The sequence below is a fragment of the Streptomyces koelreuteriae genome, assembly GCF_018604545.1.
Taxonomy (GTDB): domain Bacteria; phylum Actinomycetota; class Actinomycetes; order Streptomycetales; family Streptomycetaceae; genus Streptomyces; species Streptomyces koelreuteriae.
This window is the reverse complement of sequence record NZ_CP075896.1, coordinates 64,012-89,518: the sequence shown is the minus strand read 5'-3', so window position 1 is coordinate 89,518 and position 25,507 is coordinate 64,012. Positions and strand designations below refer to the sequence as shown.

Sequence of the window (25,507 nt, the reverse complement as noted above, 5' to 3'; positions counted from 1 at the left end):
GATCACCTCTCGCCGCCCAGGGCGACAGCCAGCGCCTGGCCAACGCGGACCAGCCCGGAGAGCTCGTGACGCGACCATGGTGGATCAGGGCGAAGGTCTGCTCGACGACGTAGCGGAGTCTGCCCAGGCCCTTGACGGATTCGGGGTGCCGTCGTGGTCGGCCCTGCGCCGCCAGCTTCTGCACCGCATAAGTTGTTGCAATAGATGTGCAATAAAGCTCTGAGTGAGGTGTACTGGTAGCGAGTGGCGGCTGGTCGAATCTCAACGCAAGGCCGACACGTTTCAGGTGCGGGGCGTCGTCTCGCCTGACAGCGTCTGTTCCAGGCGCCGCCCCGCACCTCTTGCTGGGGCTCGGAGCCCCATCGCGGGCCAGGCGTACGGACGTTCAAGCCCGCCGCACCCCCCGTTGTCGAACCGTGATGATCGGCATTCCCGGCTTCCTCACCTGCGCTGTCGCACTCATCGCCATGAGCTAAACACGCCGTGTATACATGCGGCGTATACACGGTGTGTAGAGTGCCGGTCATGTCCATCGGTCACACACTCTTAGGGCTCCTGGAGTCCGGCCCACGGCACGGCTACGACCTGAAGCGCGCCTTCGACGAGAAGTTCGGTCACGACCGGCCGCTGCACTACGGCCAGGTCTACTCGACGATGTCCCGCCTGCTGAAGAACGGTCTCGTCGAGGTCGACGGGACCGAGGCCGGCGGCGGCCCGGAGCGCAAGCGCTACGCGATCACCGACGCCGGCGTCACCGACGTGGAGCGGTGGCTCGCGACCCCGCAGAAGCCGGAAGAGTACCTTCAGTCGTCCCTCTACACCAGGGTCGTCCTCGCGCTGCTCACCCACCGGGACGCGGCCGACATCCTGTACACCCAACGCTCCGAACACCTGCGCAGCATGCGCATCCTGACCGACCGCAAGCGCAAGGGCGATCTGGCGGACCAGCTGATCTGCGACCACGCCCTCTTCCACCTCGAAGCCGACCTGCGCTGGCTGGAGCTGACCGCCGCCCGACTCGACACACTCCGTGAGGCCGTAGCCCGATGACCACCTCTCCCCATGGTTCCCTGCTCACCGCGCAGGACCTGCGCAAGACCTACGGGCACACCCACGCCCTCGACGGCGCCGAGTTCTCCATCCACCCCGGCGAGGTCGTCGCCGTCATGGGCCCCTCCGGCTCCGGCAAGTCGACCATGCTGCACTGCCTCGCGGGCATCCTGCCGCCCGACTCCGGCTCGATCACCTACCACGGGCGTGAGGTGACGACGATGAGCGACGCCCAGCGCAGCGCGTTGCGCCGCTCCGAGTTCGGCTTCGTGTTCCAGTTCGGACAGCTCGTGCCGGAACTGACCTGCGTGGAGAACGTCGCCCTGCCGCTCCGGCTGAACGGCACCTCCTGCAAGGACGCCGAGCGGGCGGCGCTCGGCTGGATGGAACGCCTGGAGGTCGACGACCTGGAGGGCAAGCGGCCCGGCGAGGTCTCCGGCGGCCAGGGCCAGCGCGTCGCCGTGGCACGCGCACTGGTCACCGGCCCCCGGGTGCTGTTCGCCGACGAACCGACCGGCGCGCTCGACTCCCACAACGGGGAGCGCGTCATGGAACTGCTCACCGAAGCGGCCCGCTCCACCAACGCCGCCGTCGTCCTCGTCACCCACGAGACACGGGTGGCCGCCTACGCCGACCGCGAGATCGTCGTACGCGACGGCAAGTCCCGGAACATGGAGCGCGCCATATGAGTCCGCGCAGGGGGCACCGCCCGCTCGAGCGAAGCCGAGAGTGGGGGAGGTCCAGAGACCTGGCCCTGGGAGCCCGGTTCGCCGTCACCGGCGGCCGCGAGGGCTGGGTCCGCATGACGCTGACAGCGGTCGGCGTCGGCCTGGGCGTCGCTCTGCTCCTGTTGTGCACCGCGATGCCCAACGTGCTGGCCTCCCGCAGCAAGGTGGAGGACGCCCGCTACGCCAACGTGTACGCCCAGACGGTCCCGCCCAAGGCCGACAACACGCTCCTGATCGCCGACGCCGACACCACCTGGCACGACGACGACATCAGGGGCCGGTTCGTCGAACCCGAGGGCACTCGGGCGCCGCTGCCCCCGGGAGTCGACCGCTTCCCGGGCAAGGGCGAGATGCTGGTCTCTCCCGCGCTCAAGGACCTGCTGAACTCGGGTGACGCGAAACTGCTGCGGGAGCGCCTGCCGTACAAGATCACCGGCACGATCGGTGAGAGCGGGCTGATCGGCTCCCACGAACTCGCTTATTACGCGGGCGCCTCGGGGCTGAAGCTCACGGACTCCTCACTGGTGACGCGGCTGGCCGAGTTCGGCAATCCGGACGCCACGCCCGAGAAGACCGACCCGGTGCTGCTGCTCATGGTCTTGGTCGTGTTCGTGGTGCTGCTGACGCCGGTCGCCGTGTTCATCGCCGCCGCCGTCCGCTTCGGCGGCGAACGCCGGGACCGCCGCCTCGCCGCGCTGCGCCTGGTCGGCTCCGACCGGGGGATGACCCGGCGGATCGCGGCGGGCGAGGCGCTGGCCGGAGCCCTGTTCGGCCTGGTCGTGGGCACCGGCTTCTTCTTGCTGAGCCGTCAGAAGCTGGGCAGCGGCGAGTTGCTGGGCGTGAGCGTCTGGCCCAGCTACCTCGACCCCACTCCCGCGCTCGCCGCGCTGGTCGCGGTGGCGGTGCCGGTCGCCGCGGTGCTGGTCACGCTGCTCGCGATGCGCGGCGTGGTCGTCGAACCCCTCGGTGTCGTGCGCGCGGCCAAGCCGAGCCGCCGCCGGCTGTGGTGGCGGCTGCTGCCGACGCTGGCCGGCCTCGCGATGCTCTACCCGATGATCGGCCAAGGCCGCAAGGACGGAAACTTCAACCAGTACCTCGTCATCGGCGGCGTCGTGATGCTGCTGATCGGCATCACGGCCCTGCTGCCCTGGGTCGTGGAGTCGGTCGTCGTCCGGCTCGGCAAGGGCCCGCTGTCCTGGCAGTTGGCCGTACGACGGCTGCAGCTGAGCAGCGGCACCGCCGCCCGTATGGTCAACGGCATCGCCGTGGCGGTGGCCGGGGCCATCGCACTGCAGATGCTCTTCACGGGAACACAGAGCCAGTACACCGAGAACACCGGCCAGGACCCCAGCCGGGTCCAGATGCAGGTCGACTTCAGCCGCCCCGAGCCGCTGTCCGGCATCGAGCGCGAGTTCACCGGCACCAAGGGTGTCCGGACCGCGGTGGCCCTGGCCCACTCCGAGTACGGGGACACACGTCGCGACCCGGAGAACGGCGACGGCCTGACCGTGGGCAACTGCGCCGCCCTGCGCGAACTCGCCACACTGCCCTCCTGCAAGGACGGTGACGTGTTCATCACGCGGACGCGCAGCGGCTACGAGGACCCCAGCAACGCATCCGAGATCGCGCTGGTGAAGCCCGGCCGGCAGCTCTACATCGACCCGTCGTACGACGGCGCCGAACGCGGCATCGAGGTGCCCTGGACCGTTCCGGCGAACGTTCGGGAGGTGGATGCGCGCAAGGACTCACTGCAGGACTACACCAGTCTGCTGGTCACCCCCGCCGCCCTGCCCGACAAGGCCGCGCCCGCGGTGATCTCGAACGGTGTCTACCTGCGTCTGGACCCCTCGGTGCCGGACTCACGGGAGTACATCCGCAACGTCGCCGCCCGTATCGACCCCCTGGCACAGACCTTCGGCTGGTCGGCGACCCAGGAGAACGCCAAGTACGCCTCCATCCGCACCGGCCTGTTCGTCGGCTCCGCCTTCGTGCTGGCACTGATCGGAGCGAGCCTGCTGGTCTCCCAGCTGGAACAGCTCCGCGAACGCAAGAAGCTGCTCTCCGCGTTGGTCGCCTTCGGCACCCGACGCCGCACCCTCAGCCTGTCGGTGCTGTGGCAGACGGCCCTCCCGGTCGGACTCGGCCTCGTACTGGCCACCACGGTGGGTGTCACCCTCGGCACGGTGCTGCTGAAGATGACCCGTACACCGGTGGCCATGGACTGGGCGAGCGTCCTGACCATGACCGGCGTCGGCGCCGCCGTGGTCGGCGTGGTCACGCTGCTCAGCCTCCCGCCGCTGCTGCGCATGATGCGCCCCTCGGGCCTGCGCACCGAGTAACCCCACGCACATCCCCTGGGGGTGGGCTCCTCCTGCCAGGAGGAGCCCACCGCGTGCCGCAGGCAAGCCCGGTCGGCGTCAGCACTGGCCCGTAAGGCCCCCCGGCAGCGGCCCCGGTGCCGTCATCCAGCGCCACTGAGTGAACTGTTCCAGGCTGGCTGTGCCGCCGATGCGGGAGCCGTTGCCGGAGATGCCCATGCCTCCGAAGGGGGCGTTCGCGGCGTCTTTGGCGGAGACGTCGTTGATGTGGACCATGCCGGTGCGCAGTTGCTCGGCGACAGCGGTCGCCCTGGGTACGGAGCCGGAGTGCACGGCCGCCGTCAGACCGTACGCGGTGTCGTTGGCGATCTCGACGGCCTCCGCCTCGCTGTGAAAGGGAATGACCGGGGCGACGGGACCGAAGATCTCCTCGGTGAAGGCCGGCATGGCTCGTCCGACGTGGTCCAGGACGGTGGGCGGGTAGAAGAGTCCGTCGCGTCGGCCGCCCGTGAGCACCCGCGCCCCGACGGCCACGCTCTCGTCGACGATGCGCTCGATCCTGCTGACCTGCTGCTCGCTGATGACCGGGCCGACGCTGACGCCCGCTTCGCGAGGGTCGCCGACGCGCATGGCCCGCGCGCGCCCGACCAGCGCGTCGGTGTACGCCTCGACCAGGTCGGCGTGGACCAGGTGACGGCCGGCGGCGACGCACGCCTGTCCCTGGTACCCGAAGGTACTCACGGCTCCGGCCAGGGCGGCCGCCTCCACGTCCGCGTCCTCCAGCACGACGATCGAGTTCTTGCCGCCGAGTTCCAGGGAGACCCGCTTCAACCCCTCACCCGCCACACGGGCCACCATGCGTCCGGCCTCGGTGGAGCCGGTGAACGCGACCATGGCGACATGCGGATCCGCCGCGACCGCCTGCCCGGTCTCCGCGCCACCCGGCAGGACGTGCAGCACTCCGTCGGGCAGTCCGGCGTCCTCAAAGAGCCGCGCGACGAGGACACCCCCGGACACCGGGGTGAGCGGGTCGGGTTTGAGCAGCACGGTGTTGCCCAGCGCGAGGGCGGGCGCCAACGCGCGCATCGCGAACAGGAGCGGCGCGTTCCAAGGGTTGATGACACCGACGACGCCGAGCGGCACCCGCCACGCCAGACTCGTTCCACCGGGGGCCTGAGGGGCCAGGACCTCACCCCGAGGCAGGGACGCCAGTCCGACGGCGTGCGTCAGTTGCGCGAGGGCGGCGATGATCTCGTAGTCGCCCTTGGCGGGGACGCCCGCCGACTCGCGGACGATCCAGTCGCGGAAGGCGTCGCCGTGTTCACGCAGGGCGGCGGAGGCGCGCAGCAGGACCTCGACCCGATCGGAAGGAGCCGCCGCCCAGTCGCCGGCGGCCTGGGCGGCCCGAGCGCCGGCCTGAGCGACGTCTGCGGGGGAGGCGATGCCGACGTCGGCCAGCGCGTGCCCCGTGGCCGGTTCGATCACCTGGCGGGTGCCGCCCTCGGACTCGCGCCAGCCCGCGCTGTAGATCTTCCCGGACCACTCGGCCGGGTCCGGCCACCTCGTGCCGTTGACAGCCATGGATGCCGCCCTCCGCCCGGGGGCCGGTGCCGCCGTCCTGCCCCGAGGATCATTCGCACATGTCAGCCCCCTTGCTATCCAGTGTCGTAAGAGGTGAAGGTGCGACGCACCTCGGGTTCAGGGCGCTCCCGGACAGACGGCCCAGGGCGGGACTGAGGCGGGACGACGTCATGATCGGATGCACGTCCGGCCGGGACGAGGGCCCGCCGAGCGCTTGGTCGCAGGAACGTGTCGACGAGGCGGCGTCGTCGATGACCACGTGTGGTGACCGCGTGGCCGGTCATGAACGGTTCCGGTCACGGAAACAGGGCTTCGATCTGCCGGGCCCACACCTCCTGGCCGCCGCGAGCGGGGCCTGCCGGGTCGCTCGGCGCTGCGTGATGCCGGAGACTCCTGTACAAGGGGCTGCGAAATCGGCGTGAGCCGCGAAGAGGGTGACCGGCGTGGGTGAGGTCCCGCTGTGGTTGTGGGGAGCGTTCGCCGCGACGGTGGTGGTGTCGCTGGCGGTGGACCTGCTGGCCCACCGCACCGCGCACGTCATCGGCTTCAAGGAGGCCGCCGCCTGGAGCGGCCTGTGGGTGGGCCTCGCCCTGATCTTCGGGGGCGTCGTCTTCCTCGTCCTGGGCGGGACGGCCGGCACCGAGTACACCACCGCGTGGCTGCTGGAGAAGAGCCTGTCGGTGGACAACCTCTTCGTCTTCGCGGTGATCTTCGCCTACTTCAAGGTGCCCCGCGCCTACCAGCACCGCGTGCTGTTCTTCGGTGTGATGGGCGCCCTGGTCTTCCGGGGGATCTTCCTCTCCCTCGGCGTCGCCGTGGTCAGCCGCTTCACCGCGGTGCTGTTCGCCTTCGCCGCCATCCTCTTCTACAGCACCTACAAGCTCCTCAAGGGAGAGGAGGAGACCTTCGATCCCGGCAAGAGCTTCGCCCTGCGGCTGCTCCGCAAGATCGTCCCCGTCAGGGACGAATACGCCGGCACCAAGTTCTTCGTCAAGGAAGCCGGCAAACGCGTGGCCACCCCGCTCCTCGCGGTCGTCGCCGCGATCGAAGCGGCCGACCTGATCTTCGCCGTCGACAGCGTCCCCGCCGTCCTCGCCGTCAGCGACGACGCCTTCATCGTCTACACCAGCAACGCCTTCGCGATCCTGGGCCTGCGGGCCCTGTACTTCATGCTGGCGGGACTGCTGGACCGCTTCCACTACCTCAACAAGGGCCTGGCGATCATCCTCGGCTTCATCGGCGTCAAGCTCATCCTCCAGGCCTCGCACAAGATGATCAGCCCCAGCATCCCGGAGATCCCCTCGCCGATCAGCCTCGCGGTCATCGTCGTCGTCCTGGCCGCTTCCGTCACGCTCAGCCTGCTGCGCCCCGCCCCGGCGCCTTCCTCCGTCGCCCAGGACGAGCGGCCAGAACCACGACCGGACACGGCCGCGAATCCGGAACCCGCCCACGGCCCGCACGCGGAGGCAGAACCCAGGGAAGATCCGCCACGAAGCACGCACTGACCGTCCCAGCAGACCTCGCCAGAATGGGTAGATTTTCCCTATTTTTACCAAAGTGGCCTATTGTTAAAGAATGAGCAAAGCCGAGCGGGGGGCCGGCCCACGAGGGACAACCGCGTGCCCGGTCTGCCAGCACCCCCTGGACATGATCATCAAGAAGCGGCACAAGACCCTCGGGATCTTCGTGCCCGTGTGGGCCCCCGGGCCCTGCCACAACCCCGACTGCTCCGACTACCTGCAGCAGCCGGAGCTCAAGAGCCCTCCGAAGCGCGAACATCATGCCCGCCGATAGGCACTGATGCTCATGGACGGATGCACGGCGGTACGGACGGCAGCAGCAGAACACGATCCCGCCCGTCCGCGCAGGACGGACTGCGCGTGATGTGAGCGCCGTCGGCCACGCCCCTCAGTGCCGGGGAGTCTCTGGACCCGCCGGTCGGTCCGCCCGGGCACTCTCGCCCTGATCACCGGCGCTGTCCGGGCCCGGACCCTGGTGCGTGGTCCGGGCCCGGGGCGGGTCTGCCGGTCAGCCCGTGAAGCGGGTCACCGCCGGAAGCAGGTCGCCCTGTTTGGCGATGCCGACGGTCCACAGATTGGCGCTGCCCGGCACCGTGGTGAACCCTCGCACCACCACTCCGGGGTCGGCCCCCTGCTCCCAGCGGCGCTGCTGCGCGTCGAAGCGCAGGGCGACGGAGACAGCACCCTTGCCGCCGACCGCCCACAGCGTGCCGTCCCCGGCCTTGCCGACGGCCCGAAGCCGGCCGTCGGCGATCGCGGGTGCCTTCGCGTCGGTCCACTTCTTGCCGTCCCAGTGCACCGCGTAGGGGCTGTCGGCGCCCGTGGATGTCGAACCGCCCACCGCCCATATGTCGTCGGCACCCAGTGCGGTGATGCCGCTGAGCCAGCGGTGCTCGCCCGCGGCTCCCGCCGGCGCGGCGACCCGTGTCCAGGAGGTGCCGTCCCAGTGCAGCAGCAGGGCCGTCTGCGCGGTGCTGCCGGTGGCGAAGGACGTGCCCGCCGCCCAGATGTCGTCGGGTGCGACGGCGGTGAGGCTGGTCAGTTCGCCCTTGCCGACGTCGGGCAGGGTCTGCCGGCGCCACGCCGTGCCGTCCCACGCCTGTATGGCGGGCACCCCGTTCTTGATGCCCTGCGGCACGGCGCGGCCGGCCGTCCAGGCCTTACCGTCGGAGGTCGTCACCACCGCGTCGGGCGTCACCCGGCCCGCGGGGTCGCGGTCGAGGTTGCGCGTGGTCCAGGAGGCGCCGTCCCAGTGGGCCGCCGTCGCGCCGACCGTCCAGATGTCGGAGGCCGACCGGACGGCGAGCGCCTGCGGGAAGGTGCCGTTCGGCAGGGTCGACTGCTGCTTCCAGGACGTGCCGTCCCACTTCAGGGCCACGGCCTCCAGCTCGGTGTTGCTCTTCAGCCGATAGCCGACGGACCAGGCCTGCTTGTCGCTGAGTGCGGCCACGGCCGTGAGGTCGCCCTTGGCCACCGGAACGGCGGTCGGCTGCCACTGTCCGGCCACGCGCGCCGGTGCGGCCCCCACGTCCTTGGCGGCTCCGGCCGGGGCGGTGGCGGGGCCGGACCAGACGGTGCCGGCGGCGATCAGGCCCCCGACCGCGAGGGCGCCCGCGGCCAGCGCTGCCGCCATGGACGACCGGACGAACTGCCGCCGCCGGGATGACGTTTGCGTATGCATCACGGAAATCCTTGAGTGATCGGCGGTCGGCTACGTGGCCGTGGTCTGGATGACGAAGTCGAAGGCGCCGGTGTAGCGGCCGCCCTTCGGGCCCGCGAGCGTGATCGTGCAGGCCCGGTTGATGAGCCGGTCCGCGGCGTTGAGCGCGGCGAAGTCCCGGCCGTACGCCTGGGTGTCGTCGGGGAAGTACAGCTGCGTGATGAGTGCCGGTCCGCCGGGCGCCTGGACCTGGGTGTGGATGTGCGGCGCCCGCTGGCCCCATCGGCCCCAGTAGTCACGGGGGATGATCGTGCGCAGCCCGAACGCGCCCCTGCCGTCGGTGTACTGGTGTCCGCGCAGCGAGAAGCCGGCGGTGTCGTAGTCGCCGTTCTGGTCGCACTGCCAGAACTCGATGAGCGCCCCGGGCAGGGGCTTGCAGGCGGTGTCGTAGACGATGCCGCTCAGATCGAGCCGCACTCCGCGGATCGCGGGGGTGACGAGGTCCGTCCGCTCGGGCGACTGCGGCTTGAAGAGCGGTCCCTCCATCGCCGCCGGGGTCTCATGACCGTCGCAGGCAGGCGTGACCGCCAACGGGCGTCCCGCGGCTCGCGCCTTCTGCACCGGGCTCACCGGTGCCGCCGAGGCGGCTCCGGCCCCGGTCGTCGCCACGAGGGCCGCGGTCATTCCCACCGAACTCCTTCTGATGAATGCCCTCCTCGAGTTCGTCTGTTCGCCGTCCGGATCATGGTCGTGCCGCATCGCGTCTCCTCGCCGGATCTACTCGCCGGACAGGGCATTCCGTGGGGGGAAGGCCGTCGGGTAGCGGCTCTACGCCGTCGGGTCCTCGGGAATGCCCTGTTCCGCATCAGCTTGGTAGCTGGGGCGCCCGCGCGGATCGATCGGATGACCGGTGGCCCGGCGGCGTTACGAAATCTCGCCCCGGCGCGGATCGTCCTCGGCAGCGGCCCGGCGCTGTTCCCTTCCGGCCACCCACAGCGCGATCTGCGTACGGGAGCGCATGCCCAGCTTGTCCCGTACGTGGTCGAGGTGGGTCGAGACGGTGCTCGCCGACAGATCCAGCCGGGCGGCGACCTCGCGGTTGGTCAGCCCTTCGGCGACCAGCGAGGCCACCATCATCTCCCGGCCCGTGAGCGGGGATCGGCCTTCGTCCGTACGGTCGACCGGCACCGGTCCTTCGTCGGTGCCGAGCAGGGCGTGGGCGATCAGGTGCTCCCAGCTCATCCCGCGGCCCTGTGCCACCGCGGCGTCCCGCCCCGCCGGGGGCAGCGCCGCGGCGGCGCGGGCCGTCGCCGACTCGACCTGCCGTCGCCACTCGGCCTCCGGCTCGGTGTCCAGCCGCCTGCGCGCCTGCGCGGCGGCCGCGAACAGCCGTAGCGACCGCTTCATCCGGCCCCGCTCGGCCGCCACGACGGCAAGCCCCTCCAGCGGATACAGCGCGTGGAAGCTCTCGCCGGGCACCGTGCGCAGGCCTTCGGCGAACAGGTCCTGGGCCGCGGCGACATCGCCCAGGGCGAGCCGGATCGCGCCGGCGGTGTGCAGGGCGGCCGCCGACTGGCACCAGGGGTGCTGTCCGCGCAGTTGCGGCAGGCAGGCCGCCATCAGCTCGTCGGCCTCGGCCGCCTTGCCGATGTGCAGCAGCGCCCAGGCCAGATGGTGGCGGCACCATGCCGTGTCGCGGGGGTTGCCGAGTGCGGCGACGAGGTCCAGACATTCCGCGAAGTCGTCGACGGCCTGCGCGAACTCGCCGCGGCACAGCAGGGCGGCAGCGCGTGCGTCCAGGGCGTTGGCGAGTCCGGCGGGGTCGTCTCTGTGCCGCTCGACGGCGACCGCCTGCTCGGCGAAGCGCAGTGCGGCTCCCTCGTCCGCCTGCTGGCAGGCCGCGCGGGCGGCGAGCGCCAGGGTCGCCCCGACGTGCCGGGAGAACCGCGAGCCGGTTGACTCCGGTGACATCCGCGGCCCTTGGGAGTCCCGCGAGCTCATCGGGCCGTCGCTGTGCTCCAGCACGCGCGTCAGCAGCGCCCGGGCGGTGGTCAGCTGCTCCTGCTGGAAGCGCACTCTCGCCAGTGCCAGCGTCAGCGGTACGTGCGGTGCGCTGCCGAGGCCGTCGAGATGGGCGACGGCTGCGGCGAGGTTCTCCCGCTCCTCGGTCAGGCGGCCGCCCGCCTGGTCGACGAAGACCTGATCCGCGGCCGGCTCCATCAGCCCGGTCAGCCAGTCGTCGGCCCGCTGCCAGGTGCCGGGCAGTTCACCGGAGTCGGCGAGGCGCTCCAGGGCGTAGGCGCGGATGGAACTCAACTGCCGGAAACGCGCGCTGACTTCGGCATCCGCTGCCGGCATCCGTGCGATCAGCGACTTGGCCTCCAACGCGCACAACACCCGCAGGACGTGCCGAGGCTGCATCTGGCCGTCGGCGCAGACCGCCGCCGCACCCACGGCGTCGAATCCGCCGACGAGGACCGAGAGCCGGCGAAACAGGGTCTGCTCCTCCGGATCCAGTAATCGATGGCTCCAGTCGATGGCGGCCGCCAGCTCGCGGTGCCGTCCGGGCCCGGTTCTGCTGCCGTCCGTGAGGAGGGTGAGCTGGTCGTCCAGGCCGGTCAGGATGTCGCTGAGCGGGAGGACGCCCGTACGGCGCGCCGCCAGTTCGATCGCCAGCGGCATTCCGTCGAGGCGTCGGCAGATCTCGGCCACGGTACGGGCGTTGCCGCCGTGCAGCTCGAATCCGGGTGCGCTGCCGCCCGCGCGGTCCACGAAGAGCCGGACGGCATCCGCCTGAAGCACGGCCGCCGGGTCGTCCGTGCCGGTCGGCGACAGAGACAGTTCACCGACCCGGAACACGACTTCGCCGGGCACCCGCAGCACTTCCCGGCTGGTGGCGAGGATGCGCAGCCGGGGGCATCGGCCGAGCAGGGTCGCGACCAACTGCGCGCACGGCTCGACGAGGTGTTCGCAGTTGTCCAGCACGAGCATCATCGAACGGTCGCCGAGCTCATGGGCGAGCAGCGCGACCCCTGTCCGGCCGCCGCGCTCACCCACGCCCAGCGCTGCGGCCACGGCCTGCGGCAGCCGGTCGGCGTCGTGGACCGAGTCCAGTTCGACCAGCCGGGCCGTCCTGTCGGCACCCCGCAGCCCGGTGGCGAACTCCGTCGCCAGACGGGTCTTGCCGACTCCGCCCGGACCGGTGAGCGTCAGCAGCCGTGCGGACTTCACCAGGGTGCGCAGCCGGGACAGTTCGCGCCTGCGTCCGATGAAGGAGTCCAGTGCACGTGGCAACTCCTGGCCGTCCGCCCGCGAGCGTTCCTGGCCCCGGCCCTGCTCCTGGTCCTTGGCCTGCCGTGCCGACCGCCGGCGGAAGGCGCGCTGCCGGCAGGCGTCGGAACAGTAACGGGCGGGCCGACCGGGCGATGCCGGCGCATCCCCCTCCCGCCGGCCGCGGTCGGACAGCTCAGCCCCACACACCTCACACGTTCGACTCGCCCTCATCCGCCGCATCCTTGCGGACCGAACGCCATCGGACCACCGAGTCCGGCGAAGGGTGAGCCACGCCCCATCACGCCTGTGGGCATGCGTGCGCTGCAAACAAAGACAACAGGGCCTCCGGGAACCACTCGGAATGGGATCGCACCCCCGAGCTACCTGGACTCCAACAACCGCTTAGGTGTCGGGATGCTCCGGCAGGGCGAGCCAGTCCGACCAGGAGATCTCGCGGCCGAGGAAGCGCGGCTTCTCGAACGGCCAGTCGGCGGCGATCCACTGCGGCACCAGCGCGGCGAGGGCCTGCTCGACCTTGCTGCCCACGAGCTCGTCCACCACCCACCAGGAGATCTCGCCGTCCGCGCCGGCCCTCTCCGGTGGGTCGATGTAGACACAGCCGAGCAGAGCTGTCTCCGCCGCGTCGAACAGCGCGTAGTTGAAGGACTGGTGTGCGGCGATCTCCTTCTCATGCCGCAACAGGTCGGCCTGGTCGGCCTCGTAGGTCATGGTGGCCGCGGGCCAGCCCCAGGCCGGGCCGAAGATGGTCCACAGCCGCTCGCGCGAACCCATCACGGCCGGATAGTCGAGCGGGGTGTCCGCTTCCCGGATCGGCCGCAGGTGATGGCCACCGCCCGGCAGCGGTACCAGGAGGGGGTGGACGAAGTCATCGGGGAGCCAGCTCATGGCGCCCGACCGTAGCAGCGCGCGGCCGTCCGCTCCCCTGGATTTTCCCCGCATACCGCCAGGTCCTGCTCTCATGCCGGGCAGCGCCCGCGATCACCCGATCGAGACTCCCGTTCGATCGACAGACTCCATGATCTGTATGGCAACGGCTTCTCAGTAGGTCGGCGGGATGAGCGATCAACGGAGTGTGGAGACGGCCTGGCGCCGCCTCACGGCCTGGCTGAAGGCGAATGCCCCAGTCTCATACTGAGCTGGGCGATCTCTGGCGGCTGTGTGGCGGTGTGGAGCACCAGTACATCGAGGCTAATGAGCAAGAGGGCGAGGTCGGCTCGGGGGCGTTCTTGCCCGGCGGGATCCTGCGCAGCCCGGCGGACTCGCTCCGGCCTTGGCTGCCCGAGGTCGGCCGTGGCTGACCGGCGACGAATCCGGGCACTACGTGGGCGCGGGCGGCGTCGGCTACTGGTCGCTGCCGGACAATCTGGCCTGCGACAAGCCTGGCTATCCGTCGATCGCCGCCTACCTCGAAGCCGTTCACCGCACGCTCACCGAAGGGTCGGCCGATGCCATGGGCCCAGATGTGCCCGGTCTGGTGTGGGGCTGCCTGATCTGTGACGACCCCGAGGCGCCTGTGCTGGACGACGCGCTGGAGCACTGGCGCCCCATCCACTGACCCGTGCCCCCGCCCGGGGGCTACGGCTTTTTCATCTACATCACCGGCGGCGCGCAGGGCAGCGAACAGATCAACGCCCGCTGAAGTCCGAATGCCTTGGGTTCTGCGATGCGGCGGGCGGCCAGTGGCACAGGCCCGTTGGTCGGGGTAGGACGCGCTCACCGACACGGACAGTGCCTCGGGGCGGATGGGCTCCCGATAGGACCTGACTACCCATCAGTAGAGTCAGCAAGAGGTCAGCATGAGCCCTGAGGCACCCTGCGGAAGCCCCCCGAACGTGCGACTCGCCGCCGAGTGCGCGATGCCGGGCCCGACGCGCTGGAGCCCAGGTCAAGACACCGATTGAGAGCCCCGGAGCGCGGCAGGGCGACTCCTGCTCGCTTCGGATCGATCCCGCATGCCCCTCTGCCCACTCCACTGCACATTCCTTTGGAAAATGCCAAAGCGTTCACCTGCACCGAGCACACACCGTAGTGTCGTGCTCACGTTCGCGGGAACGGCCGTGCAGGGGAGGGGGATTCGGCGTGCCCGGAATTGACGAGAGTCTGCTGGAGGCCATGCGGTTGCCCGGCGCGCGAGGGGCATCGGTGGTCGACTGGATCAGCGGTCTCGCCCTGGGCGCGGTGGGTGACGCACCGGGCGGCGACCTGGAGGCGACGGCGGCGGAGACCGCCGAACTCGCCCGACTCGCCACAGAGAGCGGCCTCCTCGCACCGGCCGGCGGCGAAGCGGGAGAGATATCCGGCAAAGAACCACCCGTACAGGATTTGATCATCACGAACGCCGACTCGTACCACCTGCTCAGATTTGTCAGCACGACGTTCGACAGCACCGTGTTCCTGCATTTATGGCTCGACCGCAGTGACGGCAACCTGGCCCTGGCCCGCATCCGGCTGGCCGAGATGGCGGACCGACTGGTGCTCGGATGATGACGCCGACCCGCGCTTCACGCACGGACGAACCGGCCTCGGCCCTGCTCGGCACCCTTGCCGCGCAGGGCGCGAGCGGCGCCCTGTCCACCGAGTCGGGCGTCGTCTATCTGGCCTCGGGACACGTCGTACACGTCGAATCCGCCGTCACACCCGACCTGGGTGACCTGCTCACCCACAGCGGTGCGCTCGCCGCGGACGGCTGGTGGGCCGCGATCGACCAGGCGGGCCGCCGCTGCAGGGTCGGCCGGCAACTGGTCGACAGCGGCCAACTCGCCGCCGGCGCACTGGAACTGTGCCATCTGGGCGCCCTGTTCGACGCGGCGTACTTCGTCCTCGCCCACGACGGACCGGTACTCCGCTTCCGTCCGGGAGTCGCGCACTGGCTCGGCGCCGTCCGCTCCGTACCCGTGGACGCCCTCCTGCGCGAGTCGAGACGCCGCCGCGAACTGCTGCACCGCATATGGCCCGAACCCTGCGTCGACCTCGCCCCGCTCGCCCGGGCGCCCGACGCCGACCCCTCGGACCTACCGGCCCGCCGCAGCCTCACCCTCGCCCAGGTCGACGGCGTCCGCACCGCCGCCCAGATCGCCACGGCCCTCGCCTGCCGCACGTTCCACACCCTCGTCGAACTCCGCCGCCTGGCAGCCGCCGGGATGGTCGTCCCCGTAGCCACAACCCCCGCCCCAGCCTCACTCCCCGCCTCAGTCCCCGCCCCCGCGTCCGCCGAGCCCGGCCCCGCCCCTCATGCGGTGGTATCGGACGAGCCCGACACCGCACTGCTGCGACGGCTCCTGCACGCCTTGGAGGCACTGTGATCCGCGCGCGAAGACAGCGTGCCGAAAGGAGAATGCTCATGGCCGTCGAGACCGACGTCCTGGACGAACTGCGTCGGCTCCGCACCCGCGTACCCCGGCTGACGGGCTCCCTCGCGGCCACCGTCGACGGACTCGTCCTCGCTCACGACGTGCCGGAGGCCGAACCGGAGGGACTCGCGGCGCTCACCGCCGCCGCCCTCGGTGTCGCCTACCGCCTGACCGACGCCGCCGGCCGCGGCGACTTCCGCGAACTGCTGGTCCGCGGCTCCCGAGGCTACGTCGCGACCTACGCCGCCGGAACCACCGCCGTCCTCACCCTCCTCGCCGAGGACCGCGTCAACGTCGGCCGTCTGCACCTGGAGGGCCGGCGCAGCGGCGCCCGGATCGCCGACCTGCTGACCACACGCGTCGGCCCCGGCACCGGCCGCCACGCCGACCGGCCCGTACCCGCCGAACACCGCGCCGCGGCCCTCCCGGCCACGGCCCGCCCCATCGGCACCCTCCCGGTCCGCACACCGCAGCGGCCCACCCACCAGCCGCGCCCGCAGACCGGCATCTGAGCCATCCGAACCTCTGGACCGACCGAAGAGCAACACCGATCGAAAGGAACTGACTTATGGCGAACACGGAGACCGCGCTGAAGGAATGCCTGAGCTCCATCGACGGAGCCACGGCCGCCGCACTCGTCGACTACACCAGCGGCATGGCACTCGGCACCCTCGGCAGCACCAAGGACTTCAACCTGGAAGTCGCCGCAGCCGGCAACACCGACGTCGTACGGGCCAAGCTGCGCACCATGGAACTCCTGGGCCTGAAGGAGGAGATCGAGGACATCCTGATCACCCTGAACACCCAGTACCACCTCATCCGCCTGATCAAGGGGCGCGGAGGCAGCGGGCTGTTCCTCTACCTCGTGCTCGACGGCAGCCGGGCCAACATGGCGATGGCCCGCCACCAGCTCCGCCGGATCGAGACCGATCTGGAGGTCTGAGACGGCACCGTCGTCAGCCGGCACGACCGATCAGGGCCCTCCGCGAGCCACCCGGCGCGGAGGGCCCGGCCGTGCCGCACGGCCCCGACCGGACTCGCGCTCGCGACACAACTGCGCGCGTACGACACCCCGTTCCGGATCGTCGACCGCTCGCCGGACCGAGCCGGAGCGTCACGCGCACCGGCCATCCAGCCCCGCACCCTGGAAATGCTGGCTCCCGGGCCCGGCCCTCTAGGTCAGCGAAGACCCGCGAGCCACTCGATCAGGAGCCGATTGGTCTCGTCGGGCCGTTCCTGCTGCGGGAAGTGGCCGCAGCCCTCCAGGATGTGTGAAGCCGCCAGGCCGGGCAGCGTGGCCGGGAACGCCTCGATCGCGTCGGCCAGCCAGGTCGTGGACGCGTCCAGGCCGCCGCCGATGAACAGCGACGGCTGGGTGACGGGAGCGCCGGCGAAGCCGGTCAGGTCCTCCCAGTCCCGATCCATGTTGCGGTAGCGGTTCAGGGCGCCGGTCATTCCCGTACGTTCGAACTCCCCGGCGAAGACGTCGAGGTCGGCCTCGTCCAGCCAGTGCGGGAGCCGGCCGACGGGGAAGCGGTCGCGCAGCCTTCCGCCGGGGCCGACGAAGTGTGGGTCGGGGGCACCGGCTTCGGGCATCGTGTCGGCGGACAGGGCGGCGTAGAAGCCCGCGAGCCAGCCGCGTACGTCGGGCTCGATCTCGGCCTCGGCCCGGCCGGGCTCCTGGAAGTAGGAGACGTAGAACTCCTCGTCGCCGCCCATCCGGGCGAAGACCTCGCCGGGCCTCGGGCCGCCGGGCGGGGTGTAGGGCACGCTCAGGAGCCCCACCGCGCGGAACACCTCGGGCCGGAGCAGCGCGGAGGTCGCGGCGATGCTCGCGCCCCAGTCGTGTCCGACGACCACGGCGGACCGCTCGCCCAGTGCCCGCACCACGGCGACGTTGTCCTCCACCAGCTCCCGCATCCGGTACGAATCCACCGCCGCGGGCCGGGACGAGCGCCCGTAGCCGCGGACGTCGACGGCCACCGCGCGGTAGCCGGCGGCGGCCAGCGCCGGCAGCTGGTGGCGCCACGCGTACCAGGACTCGGGGAACCCGTGCAGCAGCAGAACCAGCGGTCCGTCTCCCTGCTCCACGAGATGTGTGCGACCGGCCGGTGAAGGCACCAGCCGGTGGGTCGGGCCGGTGGCGGACGTCTGCGGCATGGATCCTCCAGGGGGCTCGGCTCCCTCGATCATGCTGCGTCCGGCGGGAAGAACGTGAGGCCTGTTGCCGGAACGGCAACAGGCCTCAGCTTCATGCCAGGTCAGCCGTGGTACGTGATGTACCCGTTGCCGTCCTTGTCGGAGCCGCTCTTGGTGTACGAGTGCACGTCGGCGCGGCTGCCGGACGGCTTGTACACGTAGATCGTGTCCTTGTCGTTGTTCCACATGAAGTTGCAGTTGTCGCGGTAGACGACGTTCTTCGTGTCGGAGTCGGACCCGTTGCCGCCGCGCAGCTTCACGTAGTCACCGGGCTGCAGCGTGTGGCTGGCGGTGAAGGTGAACTTGTTGCCGGCGGCGTCCTTGACGACGTACCCCTTGAGGTTCACGGTCGTCGACCGAGAGTAGTTCTCGATCGTCAGGTACTCGTCGTCGGTGTTCCCCGAAGAGCAGCTGTTCGAGTCGCGTCCCGGAGCGTCGTACTGGATGCCGCGGATCTTCAGTGCGGAGCTGTACTCGGCAGCCTGGGCCGGAACCGCCGTCAGGGCGATCAGGGCTCCGGCAACGGCCGCCGTGGTGGCGACAAGGCGTATGTGCATGGACGTTCGTCCCCCCTTGCAAGGCCCTCTTGTGAAGGCCGCGTGATGATTCGGTGAAGCATCCGGATCGTACACGCTTCAAGCACGCATAAGGGCGGGTCCGGTGACATTGCCACCGGACCCGCCCCACAGGCCTACAGGACGGGCGTCAGGCGCCGCTCGCCCGCAGCATGTCCTCGCGCTCGACGAGCTTCACGCGCTCACGGCCCTCCGGCTCACCCAGCGCCTTCTCCGCGGCGTCCAGCTTGTACCAGCCGTCCCAGGTGGTGAAGCGGACGTTCCGCTCGGCGAGGAACGCGTCCACGGCCTCGGGAGCGGGGGTGGCGGGCGTCTGGAGCCGGCCGTTCGCGTAGTCGTCCAGCAGGTTGGACACCGTCTCGTTGGCGTCGCCCTTGGTGTGCCCGATGAGGCCCACGGGGCCGCGCCGGATCCAGCCGGTGACGTACGTGGACTGCAGGTGCTCGCCGGACTCCTGCATGACCCGCCCGCCCTCGTCGGGCACGGTGCCGGAGTCGATGTCCCAGGGAAGCTTGGGGAGTTTGTCGGACAGGTAGCCCACCGCACGGTAGACCGCGCCGACGTCCCAGGTGTTGAAGGTGCCGGTGCCCTTGACGTTGCCCGTGCCGTCGAGCTCCGTGCGCTCGGTGCGCAGACCGACGACCTTGCCGTCCTCGCCGAGAACCTCGACCGGCGACTCGAAGAAGTGCAGGAAGAGCTTGTGCGGCCGGTCGCCGGCGTCGCGGATCGCCCAGTTCTCCAGCGTCTTGGCGACCATGTCGGCCTGCTTGTTGCCGCGCCGGGTGGCGATCGAGCCCTCGTCGTAGTCGATGTCCTCGGGGTCGACGATGACCTCGATGTTGGGGGAGTGGTCCAGCTCCCGCAGCTCCATCGGGCTGAACTTCGCCTGCGCCGGGCCCCGGCGGCCGAACACGTGGATCTCCTTGGCCCGGTTGGCCTTCAGACCCTCGTAGACGTTCGCCGGGATCTCCGTCGGCAGCAGCTCGTCCGCCGTCTTGGCCAGGACACGCGCGATGTCGAGGGCGACATTGCCGACGCCGAGGACGGCGACCTTCTCCGCCTCCAGCGGCCAGGTGCGCGGGACGTCCGGGTGGCCGTCGTACCAGGACACGAAGTCCGCGGCGCCGTACGAGCCGTCGAGCTCGATGCCGGGCAGGGGCAGCGCGCGGTCGGCCGTCGCGCCGGTGGCGAAGATCACACCGTCGTAGAACGCCCGCAGGTCGTCCAGGCTGATGTCGGAGGGGTAGTCCACGTTGCCGAAGAGCCGGATCTGCGGCTTGTCGAGGACCTGGTGCAGGGCCGTGATGATGCCTTTGATCCGCGGGTGGTCCGGCGCCACGCCGTAGCGGATCAGTCCGAACGGCGCCGGCATGCGCTCGAAGATGTCGATGGACACACCGGGGTCGGCGGCCACCTCGGACTTGAGCAGGGCGTCAGCGGCGTAGATCCCGGCGGGGCCGGATCCGACGATGGCTACCCGCAGGGGGCGGGGCATGGTCAGGTTCCCTTCGAGCGGCGACAAGCGATCTCGTCGGGAAGCCTAAACTAAGGCATGCCTAAGTCGGTACGCGGGTCCGGTCTATGAGCTCATAAGCCAACTTTATGAGCACCTCCAAGTGCCGCTTATGGGAGCGGCTGCTCCGCCCAGATCACCTTCCCGGCGGGCAGATAGCGCGTCCCCCAGCGCTCCGCGAGCTGGGCGACGAGAAACAGGCCCCTACCGCCCTCGTCCGTCATCGTCGCGTACCGCAGATGCGGCGAGGTGCTGCTGCTGTCGAACACCTCGCAGATCAGGTTGCGGTCGCGCAGCACCCGTACATGGATGGGGCCGTCACCGTACCGGAGCGCGTTGGTGACCAGCTCGCTCAGGATGAGCTCGGTGGTGAACGACAGCTCGTCCAGCCCCCACTCGGTGAGCTGCCGGGTGACCGCCGCCCGCACCTCGCCCACGGCCGCCGGGTCGGCAGGCACCGGCCACTCGGCGACCTGGTCGGCGGCGAGCGCCCGGGTGCGCGCGACGATCAGGGCGATGTCGTCGCTGGACCGGGCCGTGAGCTGCGAGTCCAGCACCTCCCGGCAGGTGTCCTCCGGGGACTCGCCCGCCCGGCTCAGGGCCTCGCGCAGCATGTCCAGGCCGACGTCTATGTCCCGCTCCCGGTCCTCGACCAGCCCGTCGGTGTAGAGCACCAGCCGGCTCCCTTCGGCCAGCTCCAGCTCCGCCGTCTCGAACGGCAGACCGCCGAGCCCGAGCGGGGGACCGGCCGGCACCTCCGGGAACTCGACACTGCCGTCGGGATGGATCAGCGCCGGGGGCGGATGCCCGGCCCGCGCGACGGTGCAGCGCCGGGAGACAGGGTCGTAGACGGCGTACAGGCAGGTCGCGCCGGTGACCGGGGCGCTGCCGTCCTCCTCGGTCTCGTCCTGGTCGATGCGGCCGACCAACTCGTCCAGCAGGGCGATGAGTTCGTCCGGCGGGAGGTCGAGGGCGGAGAAGTTGTGCACGGCGGTCCGCAGCCGCCCCATCGTGGCCGCGGCGTACAGCCCGTGGCCGACGACGTCCCCGACCACCAGCGCGACCCGGGCCCCTGACAGCGGCAGTACGTCGAACCAGTCGCCGCCCACCCCGGCCTGTGCCGGCAGATAGCGGTAGGCGATCTCCAGCGCTCCCTGCTCGGGCAGGTTCCGGGGGAGCAGGCTCCGCTGGAGCGTCACGGCCATGCTGTGCTCGCGGGTGTAGCGGCGCGCGTTGTCGATCGAGACGGCGGCGCGTGCGACCAGCTCCTCCGCCAGGACCAGCTCGTCCGCGTCGAAGGGCTCCGGCTTCTCCAAGCGCCAGAAGCTGACCACGCCCAGCACCAGGGTGCCGGCCCGCAGCGGCACGGTGATCAGGGAGTGGATGCCGTACTCCACGATCTGCGCGGAGCGCTCGAGGTCCTGCGCCTGCCAGCCGGGGGCCTCGCCCAGCCGGGGTTCCAGGACGGCCCGCCCGGTGTCGAGGCTGTGGCCCTGCGGGGAGGAGTCGACGAACCTGATCCGCTCACCGACGGGGTAGAGCGGAGCGTCCTTGCGGATCCCGCTCAGCGCCGTACGGCTCAGCGCGGCCGCGGCGTTCGGCTGCCCGCCGCCCAGCACCGAGTCGAACAGGTCCACGGTGACGAAGTCGGCGAACCGGGGCACGGCCAGTTCGGTCAGCTCCTCGGCGGTACGGGTGACGTCCAGGCTCGTCCCGATGCCCACCCCGGCGTCGTACAGCATGTTGAGCCGCTCCCGCGCGGTCTCGGCCCGGCCGGACAGGGCACGCAGTTCCGTGGAGTCCCGCAGCGTGGCGACGCTGCCGGGCGGGCCGCCCGCGCTCTCCGTGGTCCGCTGGTTGACGGCCAGGAGCCGGTCCCCGACGAGGTGCACCTCGTCCGTGGCGACGCGCCCGGAGGCCAGCAGATCGGCGGTGCCGGGGTCGAGCCCCAGGCCGAGGATGTGCCGGCCCTCGGCGTCGGAGGGCAGCCCGAGCAGGCGGTGCGCCTCGTCGTTGGCGAGCAGCAGGGTGCCCGAGCCGTCGAGGATGAGCACGCCCTCGCGCACGGCGTGCAGCACGGCGTCGTGGTGTTCGTACATCCGGGTCATCTCGTGCGGCCCGAGCCCATGGGTCTGGCGCAGCAGCCGGCGGCTCACCAGCGCGGCGCCCGCCGTCGCCAGGGCGAGGGCCACCGCGGCGGCGGCCAGTACGAGCGGGAGCTGACGGTCGGCGGTGCCGCCGACGTTCTCCGTCGTGATCCCCGCCGACACCACGCCCACGACCTTGCCGTCCGGGTCCTTCACCGGTACCACGGCCTGCACGAGGTGCCCGATCGTGCCCTGGATCTGCTCGGTCACCGACTCCCCGGCGAGCGCGGGGGCGATGTTCCCGACGAACTGTTTGCCGATGCGGTCCGGCTTGGGATGGGTGTAGCGGATGCCGTCGGTGTTCATGACGACGATGAAGTCGACCTTCGACTGCTCGCGGGCGGCCTCGGCACGCGGCTGGAGCACCGCCGTGGGATCGGGGCCCTCCAGCGCCTCGACCGTGCCCGGCGCGTTGGCGAAGGTCTCCGCGACGGCGAGTGAACGGTTACGGGCCTCCTGGGTCGTGTCGTGCCGTACCTGCAGGACCAGCGCCACCACCGCGGCCACCACCAGCAGCAGCACGATCACCACGACGAGCAGGAACACCTGTCCGGCGACGCTGCGTCCGCCCACGACCGATCGCAGCCCCGCCATCGGATGCCACCGCGACGAACCCGCCTCCCGCCGCTGCCGTGCGGACGGCGCAGCGCCGGGCCGCAGGGGCGATCGAGTCCCGGATCGACCCAAGAGTCGGACCATGTGCCCATGTCTACACTGCCCGGACCCGCGAGGCGAGGGGCATCACCCATGGTGACAGGGGGCCCTCACCGTTTCGTCACGTCTCCCCGCGCCATGAGCACAGGGGAGCCGCCCTACGGCCGGGCCCGCACACCCACCTTGGCCCGATCGGAAACCTTCCGCAAAATCTCGCCGGCCCCCAAGTCGCCGGCCCTCAAGTCGCCGGGGCTCAGGCTCCCAGGGAGCGCGCGAGCTCGTTCGTGGCCCGGGCGATCTCCGTGTCCTCGTCGTCCATCAGCCGGCCGAGCTCTCCGCGCCGCGCACGCACCGCCTGGCGCGCCGCACGCTCCCAGACCACCGGGTTCTCCCGATGGTTCAGCAGCTTCGGATAGACGGCGGCGGTGCTCTCCCACTGCCGGGCGTCGGCGATGTTCTTGAGTAGCCGGATGATCTGGGCACGGCAGGTCACCTGCGGCTGCTTCGCCAGTTCCCACAGGAACGGAACCGTGGCGGCGGTGGCCTGCTCCACGACGAAACCGAACTGGCAGATCCGTTTCCGCAGGTCGTCGAGTGCGGACCGGGCCGTGTCGGCGTCACCCCAGGCGATGCCGCTGAGCAGGACGGGAATGGCGGCCGCCGAGCCCGTGGAGTCCTGGATGTCGCCCCACGGCACGCGGTCCAGTGCCGTGAGCGGCGTGGCCCGGGCCACGCCGGTCGGGGTGTCCGGGCGCTGTGGGCGCTCGCTGCTCGGGTGTTCCGTCGAAGCGCTGCGCATGGCGAGGGGCCTTTCCGCGGCAGTCGTGTCAGATGGGGGGAGAGGTCGACAACCTCGCCCAGACCGTCTTGCCCGCCGGGGGATGGGGGGTCCAGCCCCACTCCTCGGACAGGGCGTCGACGATGCGCAGGCCCCGGCCGTGCTCCTCGAGAGCGGAGCCGGCGGCGGGTCTGTGCACGGGCGGATGGTCGTCGGGGTCGGAGACGGTGACCAGCAGATGGGTGGGGTTCAGGCGGAATCCGAGCCGGACCTCCGGCGCACCCGATGTCCCCGGCGCCGCGTGCGTCGCGGCGTTGGCGGTGAGTTTGGTGACGACGAGGGTGGCGTCTTCGCGGCAGTGGTCGAGCGACCAGAGGTGCAGGGTGTCGCGGGTGAAGGAGCGGGCTCGCGCGAATCCCTCCAGGCCGCACTCGACGCGCAGGGTGGCCGAGGCGGCCAGGGCGCCGGAGGGCAGCTGCCTCGTCTCCGGCGTCGGGGCGATCCCGTACGGCGTCAGCGTGTGCGGGCCGGGCGGGAGACCGCGGCTCGTGCAGGCTGCGCTCGTGTGTGCTCCGGCCCCGCTCGGCGGCCGGAGCACGTGCTGCGCAGGTGATGACACGGCATCTCCCCGATGCGACGTCAGGACGGGGCGTCAGCACAGGGGTTGACGCCGCAGCTATTATCCACGCTGACGGCGCTCGCGTGCAATTGCACGAGAAATTGCGTGAAATTCAAGCCGTTGTGGGTACGCAAGCCGGGACGAGTGCGGCCGAGGGATGCGGCCGGTCTCGGCTGGACGGCCGGGCACACCGTGCGCGGCGGGGTACGAGAACAGCAAGGAGACTGCGGTGCCAATGCGGAACGGAGTGCGGGCCAGCGAGTTGGACGCCCGCTGGATCAAGAGCCGGCACAGCAACGCCGAGGGCAACTGCGTCGAGGTCGCCCCTCTCGTCGACGGCGGGATCGCGATGCGCAACTCCCGTGATCCCGACGGGCCCGCGCTCGTCTACACGGCGGCGGAGGTGGCGGCGTTCCTGGCCGGGGCCAAGGACGGCGAGTTCGACCACCTGCTGTAGCGGAGCCCAACTCTCTACTTCTGAAGGGTGCTTGCGGGCACATGCGGAGACGCCCCGCCGGTGCGATAGTGTTAGTCGTCCTTGTGCCGGTCTGCTGGGAGTCAGGATGTCCGCCGCGTCGCATCGCATCTCCCGTCTCGAACCCTACCTGGACAGGCCCGAGCCGGCGCCGACTCTGCTGAAGATGCTGGTCGGTGTGCAGCTCGCCGGCTTCCGCGAGGACGCCGGGCTCGCTCAGGACCAGGCGGCACGCGCTGTCGGGTTCAGTCCCGCGAAGCTGTCCCGCATCGAGTCGGGCAAGGGCCGCCGCCCGCCGACGGAGAACGACGTCCGCGCGCTGCTGCGGCAGTACAACACCGACGACTACGAGGCGTCGGTGCTGCTCAAGCTGCTGCAGCGGGCCGGAGAGCCGGGCTGGTGGCAGCGCTACGACAAGCGGCTGATGCCCGAGTGGTTCGACCGGCTGGTCGGACTCCAGGAGGCCGCCGCCACCATCCGGACCTTCGAGATCCAGTATGTGCCGGGCCTGTTGCAGACTCCCGCCTACACCAGGGCCGTGGTGGAGCGCGGTCTGCCGAACGCACCGGCCGGCGAGGTGGAGCGGCGCGTCGAACTCCGCATGCACCGAGCCCGGTTGCTGCTGCGCCAGGAGGCCCCACAACTGTGGGCGATGATCGACGAGTCCGTGCTGCTGCGCGTCCTGGGCAGCACCGATGTGATGCGGGAACAGCTCGCCCACCTCGTCGAGATGGCCGAACGGCCGAATGTGACGGTGCAGATCGTGCCGCTGAGCGTCACGAACGCCTCGGCGCCGGCCATCCCCGTCACGTATCTGCGCTTCGGCGGACTCGACCTGCCCGACGTGGTCTACCTGGAGCACATCAAGAGCGCGAACTTCCTCGAGGACCGCGACGAGACGGAGCAGTACCGGATCGCGCTGGACCGGCTCGCGGACGAGGCGCTCAAGCCCCGAGACTCCCTGGAACTGCTGCGTCAGACGATGGAGCAGCGCTACCCGTGACGTGCGGATGCCTCCCGCGGGACGACCGGTGTCCTGCGCGAGG

23 protein-coding genes are annotated in these 25,507 nt (G+C 70.8%); 12 read left to right on the top strand and 11 right to left on the bottom strand.

Annotation, left to right across the window (positions count from 1 at the left end):
* Nucleotides 1-525: 525 nt before the first annotated feature.
* The 3 genes from KJK29_RS00385 to KJK29_RS00375 are packed head-to-tail and all read left to right on the top strand — an operon-like array spanning nucleotide 526 to nucleotide 4,117.
* Nucleotides 526-1,050, top strand: coding sequence for a PadR family transcriptional regulator (locus tag KJK29_RS00385; RefSeq protein ID WP_215116564.1), 525 nt, complete (start codon nucleotides 526-528; stop codon nucleotides 1,048-1,050).
* Nucleotides 1,047-1,739: an ABC transporter ATP-binding protein gene (locus tag KJK29_RS00380; RefSeq protein ID WP_215116563.1), complete on the top strand. Its 693-nt coding sequence runs from the start codon at nucleotides 1,047-1,049 to the stop codon at nucleotides 1,737-1,739. The genes KJK29_RS00385 and KJK29_RS00380 overlap by 4 nt, the downstream gene beginning before the upstream one ends.
* On the top strand, nucleotides 1,736-4,117 hold the full coding sequence (locus KJK29_RS00375) for an ABC transporter permease (RefSeq protein WP_215116562.1): 2,382 nt from the start codon (nucleotides 1,736-1,738) through the stop codon (nucleotides 4,115-4,117). The genes KJK29_RS00380 and KJK29_RS00375 overlap by 4 nt, the downstream gene beginning before the upstream one ends.
* A 78-nt stretch (nucleotides 4,118-4,195) precedes the next feature.
* On the opposite strand, the gene KJK29_RS00370 is transcribed toward KJK29_RS00375, so the two are convergent.
* Nucleotides 4,196-5,677: an aldehyde dehydrogenase family protein gene (locus KJK29_RS00370; RefSeq protein WP_215116561.1), complete on the bottom strand. Its 1,482-nt coding sequence runs from the start codon at nucleotides 5,675-5,677 to the stop codon at nucleotides 4,196-4,198.
* A 443-nt stretch (nucleotides 5,678-6,120) separates the two neighbouring features.
* On the opposite strand from KJK29_RS00370, the gene KJK29_RS00365 reads away from it, so the two are divergent.
* The gene (locus KJK29_RS00365; RefSeq protein ID WP_215116560.1) at nucleotides 6,121-7,182 is read left to right on the top strand and encodes a TerC family protein; all 1,062 of its coding nucleotides are present in this window, start codon (nucleotides 6,121-6,123) and stop codon (nucleotides 7,180-7,182) included.
* A 142-nt stretch (nucleotides 7,183-7,324) separates the two neighbouring features.
* Complete coding sequence (locus KJK29_RS00360) at nucleotides 7,325-7,471, top strand: hypothetical protein (RefSeq protein WP_251057657.1); 147 nt, start codon at nucleotides 7,325-7,327, stop codon at nucleotides 7,469-7,471.
* A 234-nt stretch (nucleotides 7,472-7,705) separates the two neighbouring features.
* Here KJK29_RS00360 and KJK29_RS00355 read toward each other — a convergent pair whose 3' ends face one another.
* The 4 genes from KJK29_RS00355 to KJK29_RS00340 all read right to left on the bottom strand — a co-directional run bounded on the left by KJK29_RS00355 (nucleotide 7,706) and on the right by KJK29_RS00340 (nucleotide 13,036).
* Nucleotides 7,706-8,878: a hypothetical protein gene (locus tag KJK29_RS00355; RefSeq protein ID WP_215116558.1), complete on the bottom strand. Its 1,173-nt coding sequence runs from the start codon at nucleotides 8,876-8,878 to the stop codon at nucleotides 7,706-7,708.
* A gap of 30 nt (nucleotides 8,879-8,908) precedes the next feature.
* Nucleotides 8,909-9,541 carry a dioxygenase family protein gene (locus KJK29_RS00350; RefSeq protein ID WP_251057656.1) on the bottom strand — a complete coding sequence of 211 codons (633 nt, stop codon included), beginning with the start codon at nucleotides 9,539-9,541 and terminating at the stop codon, nucleotides 8,909-8,911.
* Between the two features lie 240 nt (nucleotides 9,542-9,781).
* Nucleotides 9,782-12,151 (bottom strand): ATP-binding protein, encoded by a 2,370-nt coding sequence (locus tag KJK29_RS00345; protein ID WP_251057655.1) that lies wholly within the window; start codon nucleotides 12,149-12,151, stop codon nucleotides 9,782-9,784.
* A 381-nt stretch (nucleotides 12,152-12,532) separates the two neighbouring features.
* Complete coding sequence (locus KJK29_RS00340; RefSeq protein WP_215116555.1) at nucleotides 12,533-13,036, bottom strand: GNAT family N-acetyltransferase; 504 nt, start codon at nucleotides 13,034-13,036, stop codon at nucleotides 12,533-12,535.
* A gap of 385 nt (nucleotides 13,037-13,421) precedes the next feature.
* Between KJK29_RS00340 and KJK29_RS38665 the strand changes: the two genes are divergently transcribed.
* The 5 genes from KJK29_RS38665 to KJK29_RS00315 all read left to right on the top strand — a co-directional run bounded on the left by KJK29_RS38665 (nucleotide 13,422) and on the right by KJK29_RS00315 (nucleotide 16,444).
* Entirely contained in the window at nucleotides 13,422-13,706 is a 285-nt protein-coding gene (locus KJK29_RS38665; RefSeq protein ID WP_251057654.1) for a hypothetical protein, read from the top strand.
* Between the two features lie 524 nt (nucleotides 13,707-14,230).
* On the top strand, nucleotides 14,231-14,635 hold the full coding sequence (locus KJK29_RS00330) for a hypothetical protein (RefSeq protein WP_215116554.1): 405 nt from the start codon (nucleotides 14,231-14,233) through the stop codon (nucleotides 14,633-14,635).
* Nucleotides 14,632-15,453: a hypothetical protein gene (locus KJK29_RS00325; protein ID WP_370869108.1), complete on the top strand. Its 822-nt coding sequence runs from the start codon at nucleotides 14,632-14,634 to the stop codon at nucleotides 15,451-15,453. Before KJK29_RS00330 ends, KJK29_RS00325 begins: the two co-directional genes overlap by 4 nt.
* 38 nt (nucleotides 15,454-15,491) lie before the next feature.
* Complete coding sequence (locus KJK29_RS00320; protein ID WP_215116553.1) at nucleotides 15,492-16,013, top strand: roadblock/LC7 domain-containing protein; 522 nt, start codon at nucleotides 15,492-15,494, stop codon at nucleotides 16,011-16,013.
* 56 nt (nucleotides 16,014-16,069) lie between these two features.
* Complete coding sequence (locus KJK29_RS00315; RefSeq protein WP_215116552.1) at nucleotides 16,070-16,444, top strand: roadblock/LC7 domain-containing protein; 375 nt, start codon at nucleotides 16,070-16,072, stop codon at nucleotides 16,442-16,444.
* A 236-nt stretch (nucleotides 16,445-16,680) separates the two neighbouring features.
* Here KJK29_RS00315 and KJK29_RS00310 read toward each other — a convergent pair whose 3' ends face one another.
* The 6 genes from KJK29_RS00310 to KJK29_RS00285 form a co-directional block, all read right to left on the bottom strand.
* A complete protein-coding gene (locus tag KJK29_RS00310) occupies nucleotides 16,681-17,661 on the bottom strand; it encodes an alpha/beta fold hydrolase (protein WP_215116551.1) in 981 nt (326 codons plus the stop codon).
* A gap of 101 nt (nucleotides 17,662-17,762) precedes the next feature.
* Nucleotides 17,763-18,257 carry a lamin tail domain-containing protein gene (locus tag KJK29_RS00305; protein ID WP_215116550.1) on the bottom strand — a complete coding sequence of 165 codons (495 nt, stop codon included), beginning with the start codon at nucleotides 18,255-18,257 and terminating at the stop codon, nucleotides 17,763-17,765.
* A gap of 148 nt (nucleotides 18,258-18,405) precedes the next feature.
* Nucleotides 18,406-19,770 (bottom strand): FAD-dependent oxidoreductase, encoded by a 1,365-nt coding sequence (locus tag KJK29_RS00300; RefSeq protein ID WP_215116549.1) that lies wholly within the window; start codon nucleotides 19,768-19,770, stop codon nucleotides 18,406-18,408.
* 128 nt (nucleotides 19,771-19,898) lie between these two features.
* Nucleotides 19,899-22,529, bottom strand: a complete 2,631-nt coding sequence (locus KJK29_RS00295; protein WP_370869107.1) for a SpoIIE family protein phosphatase — start codon at nucleotides 22,527-22,529, stop codon at nucleotides 19,899-19,901.
* Nucleotides 22,530-22,842: 313 nt separating this feature from the next.
* Nucleotides 22,843-23,388 (bottom strand): hypothetical protein, encoded by a 546-nt coding sequence (locus tag KJK29_RS00290; RefSeq protein ID WP_215116547.1) that lies wholly within the window; start codon nucleotides 23,386-23,388, stop codon nucleotides 22,843-22,845.
* Nucleotides 23,389-23,416: 28 nt separating this feature from the next.
* A complete protein-coding gene (locus KJK29_RS00285) occupies nucleotides 23,417-23,986 on the bottom strand; it encodes an ATP-binding protein (protein ID WP_251057653.1) in 570 nt (189 codons plus the stop codon).
* Between the two features lie 235 nt (nucleotides 23,987-24,221).
* On the opposite strand from KJK29_RS00285, the gene KJK29_RS00280 reads away from it, so the two are divergent.
* Both KJK29_RS00280 and KJK29_RS00275 read left to right on the top strand, forming a co-directional pair.
* Entirely contained in the window at nucleotides 24,222-24,443 is a 222-nt protein-coding gene (locus KJK29_RS00280; RefSeq protein ID WP_215124082.1) for a DUF397 domain-containing protein, read from the top strand.
* Between the two features lie 106 nt (nucleotides 24,444-24,549).
* Nucleotides 24,550-25,464 (top strand): helix-turn-helix domain-containing protein, encoded by a 915-nt coding sequence (locus tag KJK29_RS00275; RefSeq protein WP_215116546.1) that lies wholly within the window; start codon nucleotides 24,550-24,552, stop codon nucleotides 25,462-25,464.
* Nucleotides 25,465-25,507 lie beyond the last annotated feature (43 nt).